Annotated in this window: 13 protein-coding genes, 1 tRNA gene and 2 pseudogenes; 7 read left to right on the plus strand and 9 right to left on the minus strand. The window is 54.1% G+C overall.

Annotated elements, in window-relative coordinates; translation table 11 throughout:
• Positions 1 to 10: 10 nt before the first annotated feature.
• Positions 11 to 1,525: an L-arabinose ABC transporter ATP-binding protein AraG gene (gene araG, locus FHW76_RS01990; protein WP_016161396.1), complete on the minus strand. Its 1,515-nt coding sequence runs from the start codon at positions 1,523 to 1,525 to the stop codon at positions 11 to 13.
• 60 nt (positions 1,526 to 1,585) lie between these two features.
• Positions 1,586 to 2,566 carry an arabinose ABC transporter substrate-binding protein gene (locus tag FHW76_RS01995; protein ID WP_002911518.1) on the minus strand — a complete coding sequence of 327 codons (981 nt, stop codon included), beginning with the start codon at positions 2,564 to 2,566 and terminating at the stop codon, positions 1,586 to 1,588.
• A gap of 889 nt (positions 2,567 to 3,455) precedes the next feature.
• On the opposite strand from FHW76_RS01995, the gene FHW76_RS02000 reads away from it, so the two are divergent.
• Positions 3,456 to 3,965 (plus strand): non-heme ferritin-like protein, encoded by a 510-nt coding sequence (locus FHW76_RS02000; RefSeq protein WP_012541238.1) that lies wholly within the window; start codon positions 3,456 to 3,458, stop codon positions 3,963 to 3,965.
• 64 nt (positions 3,966 to 4,029) lie between these two features.
• On the opposite strand, the pseudogene FHW76_RS26610 reads toward FHW76_RS02000, so the two are convergent.
• Positions 4,030 to 4,194, minus strand: a pseudogene (locus tag FHW76_RS26610) (succinate dehydrogenase).
• Between the two features lie 65 nt (positions 4,195 to 4,259).
• Between FHW76_RS26610 and FHW76_RS02005 the strand changes: the two are divergent.
• The gene (locus tag FHW76_RS02005) at positions 4,260 to 5,771 is read left to right on the plus strand and encodes an MFS transporter (RefSeq protein WP_012541237.1); all 1,512 of its coding nucleotides are present in this window, start codon (positions 4,260 to 4,262) and stop codon (positions 5,769 to 5,771) included.
• A 37-nt stretch (positions 5,772 to 5,808) separates the two neighbouring features.
• Here FHW76_RS02005 and FHW76_RS02010 read toward each other — a convergent pair whose 3' ends face one another.
• Positions 5,809 to 6,060: a DUF2766 family protein gene (locus tag FHW76_RS02010; RefSeq protein ID WP_002911524.1), complete on the minus strand. Its 252-nt coding sequence runs from the start codon at positions 6,058 to 6,060 to the stop codon at positions 5,809 to 5,811.
• Between the two features lie 150 nt (positions 6,061 to 6,210).
• On the opposite strand from FHW76_RS02010, the gene FHW76_RS02015 reads away from it, so the two are divergent.
• Entirely contained in the window at positions 6,211 to 7,632 is a 1,422-nt protein-coding gene (locus FHW76_RS02015; protein ID WP_012541236.1) for an MFS transporter, read from the plus strand.
• Between the two features lie 36 nt (positions 7,633 to 7,668).
• Here the strand turns inward: FHW76_RS02015 and FHW76_RS02020 are convergent, their stop codons facing one another.
• On the minus strand, positions 7,669 to 8,307 hold the full coding sequence (locus FHW76_RS02020; protein ID WP_012967669.1) for an RpiB/LacA/LacB family sugar-phosphate isomerase: 639 nt from the start codon (positions 8,305 to 8,307) through the stop codon (positions 7,669 to 7,671).
• Positions 8,308 to 8,550: 243 nt separating this feature from the next.
• On the opposite strand from FHW76_RS02020, the pseudogene FHW76_RS26345 reads away from it, so the two are divergent.
• Positions 8,551 to 8,661 (plus strand): annotated as a pseudogene (locus FHW76_RS26345) (hypothetical protein); the annotation flags it as partial.
• Positions 8,662 to 8,718: 57 nt separating this feature from the next.
• A complete protein-coding gene (gene ftnA, locus FHW76_RS02030) occupies positions 8,719 to 9,216 on the plus strand; it encodes a non-heme ferritin (RefSeq protein ID WP_008804225.1) in 498 nt (165 codons plus the stop codon).
• Between the two features lie 36 nt (positions 9,217 to 9,252).
• Here ftnA and FHW76_RS02035 read toward each other — a convergent pair whose 3' ends face one another.
• Positions 9,253 to 9,492, minus strand: a complete 240-nt coding sequence (locus FHW76_RS02035; RefSeq protein ID WP_016161398.1) for a YecH family metal-binding protein — start codon at positions 9,490 to 9,492, stop codon at positions 9,253 to 9,255.
• A gap of 190 nt (positions 9,493 to 9,682) precedes the next feature.
• Between FHW76_RS02035 and tyrP the strand changes: the two genes are divergently transcribed.
• Positions 9,683 to 10,894 carry a tyrosine transporter TyrP gene (gene tyrP, locus FHW76_RS02040; RefSeq protein ID WP_012541234.1) on the plus strand — a complete coding sequence of 404 codons (1,212 nt, stop codon included), beginning with the start codon at positions 9,683 to 9,685 and terminating at the stop codon, positions 10,892 to 10,894.
• Between the two features lie 26 nt (positions 10,895 to 10,920).
• Here the strand turns inward: tyrP and FHW76_RS02045 are convergent, their stop codons facing one another.
• A complete protein-coding gene (locus FHW76_RS02045; protein ID WP_016161400.1) occupies positions 10,921 to 11,589 on the minus strand; it encodes a YecA family protein in 669 nt (222 codons plus the stop codon).
• Between the two features lie 84 nt (positions 11,590 to 11,673).
• Entirely contained in the window at positions 11,674 to 12,555 is an 882-nt protein-coding gene (locus FHW76_RS02050) for a dihydrodipicolinate synthase family protein (protein ID WP_023297887.1), read from the minus strand.
• A gap of 329 nt (positions 12,556 to 12,884) precedes the next feature.
• Between FHW76_RS02050 and FHW76_RS02055 the strand changes: the two genes are divergently transcribed.
• Positions 12,885 to 13,775 carry a DUF1796 family putative cysteine peptidase gene (locus FHW76_RS02055; protein WP_012967666.1) on the plus strand — a complete coding sequence of 297 codons (891 nt, stop codon included), beginning with the start codon at positions 12,885 to 12,887 and terminating at the stop codon, positions 13,773 to 13,775.
• 264 nt (positions 13,776 to 14,039) lie between these two features.
• Here FHW76_RS02055 and FHW76_RS02060 read toward each other — a convergent pair.
• Positions 14,040 to 14,126, minus strand: a tRNA-Leu gene (locus tag FHW76_RS02060).
• Between the last annotated feature and the right edge of the window lie 11 nt (positions 14,127 to 14,137).

Consider the following 14,137-nt stretch of genomic DNA (forward strand, 5'->3'; position numbering starts at 1 on the left):
TACTCCTTACTCAGGCGACAGCCTGACTCACTTTTGGCATCGCAAGGCTTAACGCCTGCTGTTCATTGGCTTCGTCATGCAGCAGTTCGCCGGCGATTTGCCCCTCGCGCATCACCACGATGCGGTCAGCGACGCCCAGCACTTCCGGCAGGTCGCTGGAGGCAAACACCACGGCAACACCTGAGGCGGCGAGGCCATATATCACGTTGTAAATTTCATGTTTGGCGCCGACGTCGATGCCGCGGGTGGGCTCATCGAGCAGGATCACCTTCATCTCTTCCGACAGCCAGCGGCCAAGGATCGCTTTCTGCTGGTTGCCGCCCGACAGGTTCATGATCAGCTGTTCCGGGCCAGGCGTTTTAATGTTCAGCGACTGGATATGCTGATCGGCATTGTCTGCCTCCCAGGCGTTGTTGATCAGGCAGCCAGCGTGAATATGCTTGCGCCGGGCGCTGATATTGATATTGTCGCGTACGGAGTGAACCGGAATAATCCCCTCTGCTTTGCGATCTTCCGGGCACAGCATCATCCCGGCCTGGATGGCCTGGGCCGGTTTACGAATGTCGACGGGCTGGCCATCGATATACACCTGACCGCCGGTGATCCGGGTGCCGCCAAATAAGCCTTTCATCAGTTCGCTGCGCCCGGCGCCCACCAGCCCGAACAGGCCGACGATTTCGCCACTGCGTACCGAGAGGCTGACCGGCGTACGCACGCCCGGTGCTTTGACCTCCTCCAGACGCAGCCGCTCTTCGCCATAGGGGCGAGGTTTCCAGCCGTATATATCGCCCAGATTGCGCCCCACCATCGCCTGAACCAGGGCGTCATGACTGACGCTCGGCATATCGTCAAAAGTGCAGACATAGCGGCCATCCTTAAAGACGGTGATGGCATCGCTGAGGGCAAAAATTTCTTCCATCCGGTGCGAAACATAGATGATGACTCGCCCCTCCTCCCGCAGTTCGCGGATAACGCGAAACAGATTGTCTATCTCGCGGGCGGAGAGCGAACTGGTCGGTTCATCGAAAGCGATGATCTTGGCATTGCGCGCCAGCGCTTTGGCAATCTCCACCATCTGCCACTGGCCTATAGAGAGATACTTCAGCGGCGTCTCCGGATCGATATCCAGCCCCAGATGTTCCAGCTGCAGGCGGGCCTCATAGTTGAGCAACGATCGGTTGACGATACCGCCTCTGTGCGGTAGCTGGCCAAGATAGATATTTTCGGCGACGGTCATCTCCGGGATCAGATGCAGCTCCTGGTAGATAATCGCCACGCCGGCGTTCAGCGCCTCCATGGTATTGCTGAACGCCATCTGCTGGCCGCCGATCTGCAGGTGGCCAGCGGTCGGAATATAGTTGCCGCTGAGAATTTTCAGCAGCGTCGATTTGCCTGCGCCATTTTCACCCATCAGCGCGTGGATCTGTCCGGGGTAGCAGTCAAAACTGATATCGGACAAAGCCTTTACGCCAGGGAACGTCATGGTGATGCCGCGAAATGAGAGATAAGGGGTAGACTGTTGCATAACGACTCCGCTCTTCAGCACTCAGCCCCCGCCGCGGCGGGGGCCAGTTCAACCGGGCTGTTACAGCCCTTTTTTCGCCAGCTCTTCTTTGAAGTTATCGCGGGTAATCAGCACCACATCGGTCACCGCCGTGAACTTCGGCGGCTCAACGCCCTTAGTGACCCAGTTGTAGAGCATTTCGCTGGTTTTATAGCCATGAATATCCGGGCTTGGCAGCAGGGAACCATAGAAGCCGGTCGGTTGCGCCTTCGACAGTTCGTTGACCGCATCCACACCGTTGATGCCGATGCCAATCACATCCGGTGCTTTAAAGCCCTGGCCTTCAGTGGCACGCACGCCGCCGAGCACGGTGTTGTCGTTCATCCCCACGATCAGCCAGTGTTTCACCTGCGGGTGCTGGACCAGCATGGAGTTACCGGCGTCAAACGCCCCCGGGATATCGTTAGATTTTGTCGGCACGCGGTAGATTTGCGCGTCCGGGAAGCCGGCTGCCTTCAGGGCATCGATGGAGCCGGTGGTGCGACGACGGGCGGTGTCCAGCTCATCGGCGGTGATAGCCATCACCGCGGTGTCTTTAACATCCCAGCCGCGTTTTTGCATCTCTTTATAGAGTTCCTGCCCCTGGCGGGCGCCGATTTCGCTGGCCGCCATCATCACCAGCGGTACGCTCTCCATCGGTTTGCCTTTCGCATTGACGAACTGGTCATCGACGGTAATGACCTTCATGTCATAGCCGCGCGCTTTGGCGACAATCGCCGACCCGAGCTTGGGATCGGGGGTACAGATGACAAAGCCCTTCGCGCCGCTGGCTGCCAGGCTGTCGATTGCGTTGAGGGTTTTCTCACCATCCGGAACCGCAATTTTAATGACGTCAAACCCTAAATCTTTTCCTGCTTTATCAGCAAATTTCCACTCAGTCTGGAACCATGGCTCTTCCGGCTGCTTCACCAGAAAACCCAGTTTCAAATTTTCCGCCATAGCTGATTGTGACATAACCGCAGCGAGACCAATGGCCGCCAGCGCTTTAGTAAATTTGTGCATGGTAAACTCCAGCTTTAATTCGCTTTCATGTAGGGAAAAATCGGAATTAACAATTTTATCGGCATCAAAACAAGGCATTAGAAAAATCGCATTCCCCACTGCCGTTGTTAGAGTAGTAATACCCGGAAATTATTTCTCCATACGAGAGCATTATCACATCGCGGAATTACAGTAATTGCGTGCATACATTTAGCAAAAAATGACATAAAAAATGACACAATTGTCATACAATTTTACCGGGCTATAGCAGGATCATCTATACCACCAGCAGACTTATCCTTGTGATGTCAGAGGATGTTTAACAGAGGGTTACAGCGCTGTTATCCCCGGCGATTGCCGGCCTCGTAAAGGGCGTTCGCCTCTGTGCCTCTTAAGTGACAACAGCCCCGTATCGCCGGGCGACCGGGACCGCTTAATATCGCGAAAAAACGGATCTTTTCCGTAATTAATACCGAATTGAAAAAATATTCCGCTTCAAATAAAAGCCTGCAACAAAAAATAAAAATAATGATCATTAGCCAGAAACATTACGCTTGAAATAACTTATTCCGCTCTGTTCTACGACAAATTTCGTAGTCAAATACCTATAACTTATCACTAACGCGATGCCAGCAAGCCCCGGCCAACGGCACATGATTTCAGTCCAGATACCCTCTAAAAATAATGGTGTAACAAAACGTAAATTACCGCGATTGAGAGTTTTCTTAATTCCGTTGAGCGAGTATTCTTAAATCGTCGGCAAATGGAAAAAATACCCGACTCATACGGAATGTGTAGAGTTTTATTATTCTGCAACAGTGCCGCGTGTCACTATTTTATCTTGTGGTTATCCGCAGGATCTGTCGACACGCATCAGTAACCCCTTCCCGGTTAATAAGGATATTTTTTTATGGCAGTTCCAGGAATGGCACAAAAGCTAAACACCCAGATGAATCTTGAGTTTCACGCCTCTAACGTTTACCTGAACTTAAGCGAGTGGTGTGCCCGGCATCGCTTCGACGGCGCCGCGACATTTTTGCGCACCCGCGCGCAAAGCAGCATTACCCTCACCATGCGCGTATTTGACTATCTGAAAAAAGCCGGCAGCTGGCCGATAGTGAATCCCGACCGCGCCTGTAATCCCGAATGCACCTCGCTGGAAGATCTGTTTACCCAAACCCTGAACGATTACCAACAGCGAAGCAGTATGCTGAGCGGTCTTGCCGAAGAAGCCAGGGCACAAAGCGACGACAACACCTGGCGATTTCTGACGCTGCTGGCGGAAGAGCAGCAACAGGATGGTCTGCTGTTGCAAAGCGTGCTTGAGGAAATCCGCAATGCCGATAAAGCTGGTCTCGGAATGGAGCAGACCGATCGGCGTCTGATGGCATTGGTCGGAGAACCACGGAAGCCGCATTAGTCAGCCATTTTCGCTCTGTCAGGGGGAGCGTGCCCACGCTGCCCCGTCTCTCGCTTTAAATCAGTTATGTCAATTTTTCCACCTCATTTATTCCCCAATAGAATAAAAAAGTTTTAACGCGATCGCATTCCCTCGTCACCGTTACCCCTTCTCAGGGATTAGTGAGCGCGGTCACTTTTTATCAAGCCACAAAGAAATATAAAAACAGTGTTTCAAAAATATAAAACACGAGGTTTATTTTTTATGGCTAGATACACGGCTTCAGCCCCTGAAGGGCTGCAGGGAAGACCGATCTTGTTACGCCATCAGTTAGCTTACGGCGGTGGTAATCTGTTGGGGAGTGGCGCGCTGGCGATAAGCGGCGCCTGGCTGCTCTATTTTTATACGACTTTTTGCGGCCTGACGCTGATCGAGGCCTCATTTATCTTCTCCGTCGCCAGCATCATCGATGCTATCAGCAACCCGCTGATGGGCTATCTCACCGATAACTTTGGCAAAACGCGCTTAGGCAAGCGCTTTGGCCGCCGGCGTTTCTTTCTGCTGATCGGGATCCCCTTGATGATGTTCTACCCGCTGCTGTGGGTGGAAGGCCTGAGTTTCTGGTACTACCTCTGCACCTATGTGGTGTTTGAGATCATCTACACCTCTATCATGGTACCTTATGAAACGCTGGCGACAGAGATGACCGATGATTTCTCGCTGCGCTCAAAACTGACCGGCTATAAAGCCATTTTCGGCAAGCTAGCCAACTTCCTTGCGGCGTTTATTCCCGGACAGTTCATTCTGCTGTATGGCAAAGATTCTGCCACCCCTTTCTTCCTCACCGGTCTGACCTACGGCGTTATCCTCATCGTCGCGATTTCCTGCCTGTGGCTTTGCAGCTGGGAACGAAAGCGCGAGGAAGAGATAGAAACCAGCGCCAGGAAAGGGCTGCTGAGCACCCTGCTGTCGCTGGCAAAAGACATGCGTTCCACCTTTTATCTGCGCGTATTCCGCAAACATCTTGGTATGTACCTGTGCGGGTTTGGCGCTGAATGGCTGTTTGCCTCCATCTTTACCTATTTCGTGATATTCGTTCTTCAGCACGACCCGGCGATGGTCGCCGGACTGAATAGCCTGAACTCGATTCTGCAACTGATCTCTACAGCGCTGTTTATCGGCCTGTGCGTAAAAAAAGGCTTCAGTAAACCCTATATTCTGGCGCTGGGGATCGTGATTTTCGCGGTCCTGCTGTATACCTCGCTGTGGTTCTTCCATCTGCCATCAGGCCTGGCGACGGTGCTGATGTTCGGCATTACCGTGCTGTTCGGCCTGGGTACCGGCGGGGTTTACTACATTCCCTGGACCGTTTACACCTTCCTGGCCGATGTCGATGAGATCTACACCGGACGCCGTCGGGAAGGGATCTATGCCGGCGCCATGACCTTCTCAGGGAAAATTCTGCGCTCGATTGTGGTGTTCTCGATGGGGGCGATCCTGAGCTTCTACGGTTTCCAGTCAAAAGCGCACAGCCAACCGGAAAGCGCGGTGACCGCTATCGCGGTGGTATTCTGCGTCGGGGTGATCGCGTTAGCGTTGGCCGCCATCGTCTTCAGCAAGCAGATGAAGCTGGATCGTAAAGCTCATCTGGTGGTGCTGCAGGAAGTCGCGCGGATCAAAGCGGGCGGAAAAATCAGCGATATCGCGCCGGATGTACGAGTTATCGTGGAGGATCTGGTCGGTCATCGCTACGAAGAGTGTTGGGGCAACAGCAAGTTGTTCAAAGATGCTGCCCCTGCGCCTGCGCAGACCGTCGTTTCCCATTAAAGAAGAAGGCCCCGCCGGTAAACGGCGAGGCCTGTTATTAATGCGTCTCTTCCTGCGGGGTAAACTTCAGCTCAATCAATGCGATCGCTTTTTGCACCGCGCGAAGGGTCACCGGATCGGCAGAGGCCGGATGGCTGGCGAAGTCGATAGCTTTCAACTGAGTAGTCATTTTTTCACGCACTTCCACGGGCGCAATGACGTCAATGACATCGAGGATCTGTTTGATAACCAGCTGGCAAGCAACCACATCGGAAACCAGCTCATCGTGTTCGGTAAGATGTTGAGACATTAATTACTCCTTTTTTCAGGAGCGTAATAGTACCCTAAATTTTCACAGATAAAAAAACCTGCCGTCGCAGGTTTTTTTATCTACCCTACTGGCTGGCGGAACTTCTCCTGCCGCTTTGCTCAGGCTCACATTCTTGATGGCAGTGACAACATGAATACCGCGATCTCTTCCAGAGACGAACGTGCTTTTTCAGCGCCTGCGCTGCTGGTGGCCGGTGCTTTTTTTATGGAGTTTCTCGACGGGACGGTGATCGCCACCGCGCTGCCCGATATGGCGAAAGATTTTGGAGTCACCGCGGTCGAGCTGAATATCGGCATCAGCGCCTATCTGATCACCCTAGCGGTACTGATCCCGGCCAGCGGTTGGATCGCCGATCGCTTCGGCGCCCGCGCTATTTTTACCCTCGCCCTGGCGATCTTTACCCTTGCCTCGGTCTTCTGCGGCCTCTCCACCGAGGTGCATACTTTTGTCGCCATGCGTATCCTGCAGGGGATCGGAGGCGCGCTGATGGTCCCTGTCGGTCGCCTGGCGGTACTGCGAACCACGCCGAAACATCTGCTGATCAAAGCCATCGCTACCCTCACCTGGCCGGCGCTGGTGGCCCCCATTATCGGCCCGCCTTTGGGCGGCTTTATCACCCGCTACGCCAGCTGGCACTGGATCTTCTTTATCAATGTCCCGCTGGGCCTCGCAGCCATCATCCTTGCGCTGCGCATTATCCCTGATATTCGCGAAACGGAACGGCGCTCCTTCGATCTCACCGGCTTTATCACCACCGCAGTCGCGATGGTCAGTCTGGTCACCGCGATGGAACGGCTCGGCGATCGCCAGCCGCAGATCTGGCCGACGCTGGCTCTCGCCGTGCTTGGCTTCGGCTGTCTGACATATGCTATACGCCACTTCCGCCGGGCGACGGCGCCCATGGTTCGTCTCGACGCCCTGCAGGTGCCAACGTTCCGGGTGACGATGTATGGCGGCTCGCTGTTCCGCTCCTCCATCAGCGCGGTCCCCTTTCTGCTGCCGCTGCTGTTTCAGGTAGGGTTCGGCATGGATCCCTTCCACTCCGGCCTGCTGGTGCTGGCGGTGTTTGTCGGCAATTTGACCATCAAACCCGCCACCACGCCGCTGATCCGCTGGCTGGGCTTTCGCCGACTGCTGTTGATCAACGGTGCACTGAACGTCTGTTCACTGCTGGCCTGTGCGCTGCTCACGCCGCAGACGCCGGTCTGGGCCATCATGTTAATCCTTTATCTCGGCGGGGTATTTCGCTCGATCCAGTTTACGGGCGTAAGCACGCTGGCCTTTGCCGATGTCCCCGCCGCGCAGATGAGTGATGCCAATACGCTGTTCAGTACCGCGTCGCAGCTGGCGGTGGGGCTGGGGATCACGCTCGGGGCGATTGGCATTCGCCTGGGCGAGCAGGTCGGCGACTGGCTGCACCTTTCCACGCTACCGGGGATCAGCTTTCGTCTGTCGTTTGTCTTTATCGCGGTGATCTGTCTGGTAGGGATGATCGACAGCCTGCATCTGGCCAAAACGGCCGGCAGCAGCGTGTCGGAGAAGAAGAAATAATGATGGAAGGGCCAGCGGCGCTGGCCCTGATGACGGTTAACCGACGATCTGGCGAACGAAGGCTTCGATGGCTTTATCCTGACAGTTTTCGAAGAAGCACTGCTGGAAGCGTGGGCCGGATACCGCGGTTTTCACCAGCTCCGGATCGATGGCGCGCAGGGTGTCGAGATAGTTTTCTTTTACCACTGCCGCTTTAACCTGGTTGAGGATCCCGGCATTTCGTACCTGCGGCTCTTTGCGCTCCGGCGGATAGCCTTCGCCGTTGCGGCCGGTAAACGCTTTTTCAAAGATAAAGCGTACATTCAGCTCCGCGCCCCAGCCGAAACCTTTGGCAAACGGCAGCGACAGCGCATTACCATTGTTGATCTGAGCAAACAGGAACGCGTCCGCCGGATCGATACAGTAGCCGCAGACCACGCCCGGGTGAATATTCAGCGACATCAGCGCCCCCTGACCGGTACCGCAGCCGGTGACCACGAAGTCGACCGCTTTCGAATTCAGCAGGATGCTGGCCATGATCCCGAGGTGAATGTAGGTCAGATGATGATCGTGCTCATCGCTCATGCCGACGTTGAACACCGGGAATCCTTTTTCGTCAGCAACGGCGCTAAGCTCCTTAAGGATGATGGCGTTTTTGTTCGCCTGGCTGTTCTCCATCATCAGTGCAATCTTCATGGTTTACTCTCCTGAATGCTGTGCGGGCCTGCCCGCAGAATGTCATTGGCGTTGACTGCACTCTACTACCTGGAAAACAAACTTTCAAATTTTATGAAAAGTTGTTTTAAAAATTACGCAGCGCTTCACACTTTCGCCCTCTCCGCCAGTCCAGTCGCCAGGTCCCCGCCCCCAGGCATGCCCCCCTCACCTCGCGCGCTCTACCTCGCAGCCCGTTGGCCGGTCATACCATTTTCCACCACAATTAATAATAAATTAAAACCATTCTCATTTATTATTAAATTGCCAATGCGTGTTATTCCCATTAGCATTTTAAATAAAACATTTTTAAATTTACTTTTTGCAAATAATTAAATAACAAATTATAGTGGCAGCCGATAACATCTATTTTTTAATTCCAGGAGCGCGACAATGCTGAAAACGGAAATGATCGACAAACTGAATGAACAGATGAATCTTGAACTTTATTCTTCTCTTCTTTATCAGCAGATGAGCGCCTGGTGCAGTTACCACAGTTTTGAAGGGGCTGCGGCCTTCCTGCGTCGCCATGCCCAGGAAGAGATGACCCATATGCAGCGCCTGTTCGACTACCTGACCGACACCGGTAGCCTGCCGCGCATCAACGCGATCGCCTCCCCGTTTGCCGAATATGCCTCACTGGACGAGCTGTTCCGCCAGACCTATGAGCACGAGCAGCTGATCACGCAAAAAATTAATGAACTGGCGCACGCCGCCATGACCAGTCAGGATTACCCGACCTTTAATTTCCTGCAGTGGTATGTCGCTGAACAGCACGAAGAAGAGAAATTATTTAAATCGGTGATTGATAAACTGACCCTCGTTGGAAAAAGTGGCGAAGGTCTGTACTTTATCGATAAAGAACTGGCGACCCTCGACACACAGAATTAATCTTCCGCGCCGCGACACCCCCGTGTCGCGGCCATTTTAATGCCGGCAAATCTTATTTTCTGCGGTAGTAAAACCTTCCTCTCTGGCAATAAATTTGCCTTTTTTCTCTAAAAACGCCACCAGCTCTGCGGCGCTTAGATGCTCTGCTGAACAGGTGTGAAACCGCGCCTCTTCGCCAAAGCGGCGGCGAATGGCGGCCTCCAGCGAGGCGACCGTCCAGGACTCACCCGAGGCGAGCATCATCTGTAAAACTTCATGACCATGAATAGAAGACATAACCCCTCCTGAAAACCACCAGCTTAGGCCAGCCATGCCATCGGCGCCTTGCGCCAGCGCAGGCTTTCGCACCCTTAAATGCGTAAAGATAAAATTGCAGTACTTGTAACCCTCATTTGACGAATGCTGTAATATCCCCTACTCTGCGCGGCATAATTTATTGTTATTAGCTGTAGGGATAGCGAAAAGCGTGAAAAACCGCACTCTGGGCAGTATTTTAATCGTAGCTGGCACCACTATCGGTGCAGGAATGTTGGCGATGCCCTTGGCCGCCGCCGGCGTCGGGTTTGCCGTCACGCTGGGTTTACTTTTCACCTTGTGGGCGTTGATGTGCTATACCGCCCTGTTGCTGCTGGAAGTCTACCAGCACGTGCCTGCCGACATGGGGCTCGGTTCCCTGGCCGCACGCTATCTGGGCCGTTACGGGCAGTGGGTTACCGGGTTCTGCATGCTGTTTCTGCTGTATGCCCTCACGGCGGCCTATATCAGTGGCGCCGGTGAATTGCTCGCCTCCAGCCTCAACCAGTGGCTGGACTGGCAGCTGCCGCCGGCGGCCGGCGTACTTTTGTTTACGGCGCTGGGCGGGGCGGTGGTGTGCATCGGTACCTCGCTGGTCGACTTATTCAATCGCTTCCTGTTCAGCGCCAAAATCATCTTTCTGGTGATTATGCTGGCGCTACTGATGCCGCATATTCATCAGGTCAATCTGTTGACGCTGCCGGTTGAGCAAGGCCTGGCCCTGTCCGCCATTCCGGTGATCTTTACCTCCTTTGGTTTTCACGGCAGTGTGCCGAGCATCGTCAGCTATCTTGGCGGCGATATCCGTAAACTGCGCCGGGTATTTATTATCGGCAGCTTTATTCCGCTGGTGGCTTATATTTTCTGGCAGCTGGCGACGCTGGGGAGTATCAACCCTCCCGCTTTTACCGCGCTGCTGGCCAAAAACGCCGGTCTGAACGGTCTGCTGGAGGCGATCCGCGAAGTGGTGGCGTCGCCGCACGTGGAGCTGGCCGTACACCTGTTTGCCGACCTCGCGCTGGCGACCTCATTCCTCGGCGTCTCGCTCGGCTTGTTTGATTACCTGGCCGATGTGTTTCAACGCAAAAACAGCGTCAGCGGACGTCTGCAGAGCGGCGCGATCACCTTCCTGCCGCCGGTGGCGTTCGCCCTGTTCTATCCCCGCGGTTTTGTTATGGCCCTGGGCTACGCCGGGGTGGCACTCGCCGTGCTGGCCCTGATGTTGCCTGCCCTGCTGGCAATGAAGAGCCGCCGACAACATCCGCAGGCTGCCTGGCGGGTGGTCGGCGGCGCGCCGGCGCTGTGGCTGGTTCTGCTGTGCGGGATCGGTATTGTGGCGATTCAGTTCAGTATCGTCGCCGGACTGCTGCCTGCGGTGGGATAAAAAAGGGGCCGGCTGGCCCCCAGGTTTTATTTTGCTAAGCAGCACTGCTTATACTTTTTTCCGCTCCCGCACGGGCAGGGATCGTTGCGTCCGACCTTCGCCTCATTTCTGACCGGCTGCGGAACCACCACCGGCTGGGGATTCGCCATCCAGTACTGGTAAAGCGCCAGCGCCGCCGGCGTGATACGCTCGATGCTGTCGATAAACTCATCCGCCGTCAGATTATCCAGCGCGGTAAACTGCGCTTCGCTGCCGTGGAGCGCGATAGCGTCCAGCGCCGGCTGAAGTTCAGCGGGCAGCATCGACCAGTCGCTCAGCGCTACGCCGCGCAGGTAGCCAAAGCACCACTCTTCGACGATCGTCAGCTCCTGACCTTCCGCTTCGCGGGTGCCAAACAGCGGTTCGAACTGATCGGGATAGGACTCCAGGCGTTCAGCGATGTCGCTCATATGCTGCAGCGTCAGATCGACAAAGCGATCGCGCTCGCGGTCGTTGGCCCAGCGCGGCACATTATCCGCCCCGCCCCAGATCGCCACCAGCCACTGAGCTGGTTCGATATCGGTCGGCGCAGAGAGAATAGCCGTCAGCAGGCCATCCAGTTCAGACACATCCAGAATAGCGCCTTCGGTGGCGTATTTCGCCAGCGTCTCGTCCAGCCATTCCAGTTCGTTTTCGTTTAAAGGTCCGGTATTCATTCACAGGCTCGCATGGTAAAAATCGGGCCTACAGTAGCCGAATTGCCGACAGAAAGCCACCAGGCGCTGCACGGCCCATGCCCATCAGGCCAGGCCGTGCAGCGCCGCCGCCACGTCGCGAATGGCCTCCTCCCCTAACGGCAGCAAGGGGCGGGGAAGGCAGTCAGGGTCGCACAGCCCCAGAATGGCCGCCGCGCTGGCGATTACCCGCAGGCTGCCGCCATAGCGGTCAAAGCATCGCCAGAGAGGGGCCAGCTGCGCATTCAGCGCCGCAACCCGTGCCGCGTCACCAGAACGAATCGCCCTTACCAGCGCCCCTGAAAGCTGGGGAAAGAGCCCGCCGCAAACCGAGTACCAGACTTGGCAACCGGCCTGCAATCCCGCCGTCGCCAGGGCATCGCCGCTGGCGCCAAGCGTAACGCGGGCAGGAAGATGACGGCGTAGCGTTGCCACCCGCTCACTCGCCTGCGGCTCAGGCAAGCCGGGAATTTTAATCGAGGCGATGGCCGGCAAGGCAGCGATGCGCCCCTGCAGCTCATCCGCCAGCGTGACGTGAGTGGTGCGGGGATTGTCATACAGGCAAACCGGAACCGAGACGTGCCGACAGACCTCTTCGTAGAAGGCAAAGATCTCCTCCGCAGAAAGCGGCTGATAGGACATCATCGGCAGTAATAACGCATCCGCCCCGGCCTGCTGGGCATCCTCCACCAGGCGCAGCACCTCGCTGGTAGCGATGGCGCCGACGCCAACCATCATCGGGATCGACCCAACATGCGCTTTCGCCACCTGCACCACCCGCTTGCGCTGCTCACGATTCAGATACGCGTAGCTGCCGGTCGAGCCTAAGATGCCCAGAGAGTCGACTCCGGTATCGGTAAGACGAGAGAGAATACGGATAAACGCCTTTTCATCAAGATGCTGCTGATGCAGCGGCGTCAACGGAAATGCGCAAAGCCCTGTGAACATGATGCCTCCGGCAGGCTGGGATAAAAGTCCGGTTGATAGTAGCAAGGAGAGATCGTTTTGTCCTGGGACAAATGAATGATCGCCGCTGAGCGTGATGTATTCATTCGCCTGCGTGCGATGCTCTCCTCCGGGATATTTTCCCTGTCAGTTCAGGCATCAGGATCCGTAGATTCTGGCGAGCGTCTTCAATAACCGCGTCCTCTGTAGCCGCCCGTATTTCCTCGATTGCCAATATCCTGTCTATTTGACATAATCCCATACAATTTGTATGCCTACCTGTTTTAGCAGCAATAAAATAAAGAAAGACTACAGCTTCAATTGGATAAAAAATGAGATATGACATTAAAGAAAAATACCTAAAAATACATCTAATAAAAACAACCTATAAAATGCTACTCGGTCGACCGGCAGATAGCGATGGTCTGAAAAACTACCTCAACGCCATTGCTAATAAGTCACTTGCAGAATCAGCAGAACTTCTTAACTCATCGCTGATGCATAGCGACGAGTTTATTGCTTTCACGAAATCCAGAATGTCATCTGATAAATTCAGTTACACACCACAAGCGTTAACAGAGAGTGCTCCTGATGATTCAATGCACGTCAAACATATTGTCTCCCTGGGCAGCCATTGTTTAACTTCATGGACATTGAAAAAATTCAACCTGAAAAAGATATCACTGCCTTTTGACTGGCTATTTTCCTGTCCGGCGATGATTATCGACTGCCTGAGGGATGATTTTACCTCATTTTTAGATAAAAATGAGTACAGCTCATTACGTCGCCAGTCGCGAGAACCCGGAGCACACCACAATAAATACAAAGAAAAATATCGTCTGAATGATATATTCACGCATCGCGACCCAAATACTCCTGCTGATTATGAGTATTACGTCCGCGCGGTTAAAAGATTCAGAAACATATTAAAAAGCAAAGAAGGGAAGCTTTTTGTGATTTGCTGTAGAGAGGAAATAGATATAGCAAAGCAACTCCCTGAATTAGTCACTGAACTTTCTCACCACACGACTAATTTCTATCTGTTGGCTTTTGCCTTGCAGAAACCCGCCTATCTTCAACTGGAGCGTATATCTTCGGGTGAAAATTATTCACTATATAGTTTGACACCTGAGTCTGAAGAAAGATTTACCGGAAAATTCTCCTCGCTTACGGATGAGATGGTAATTATATCTAAAGTCCTTTCGTTCAACCTCGAACTCTAGAGACGGTTTCACCTCCGGCCTCTGGCACGCAGAGTATCGATTTGCCTCCCCCTGCCGGTTTGGGGGAGCGAAATCATCCCAACGACATTATTCCACGAGGCGCGACGGTTTAGCCGGGTGCGGTTATCCTGGGGGAAGAGCAAGGTGGACAAGAAAACTAGTATGAAGTGATATTATGAAATGGGTGGTTTTGAAACAAAAAAACCACCCGTAGGTGGTTTCACGACACTGCTTATTGCTTTGATTATTCTGCTTTTATCCCAATGGTACCCGGAGTGGGACTTGAACCCACACAGCGCGAACGCCGAGGGATTTTAAATCCCTTGTGTCTACCGATTCCACCATCCGGGCTCGGGATAGAA

Source organism: Klebsiella sp. RC2 (assembly GCF_014192815.1).
GTDB classification, from domain to species: Bacteria; Pseudomonadota; Gammaproteobacteria; order Enterobacterales; family Enterobacteriaceae; genus Klebsiella; species Klebsiella variicola.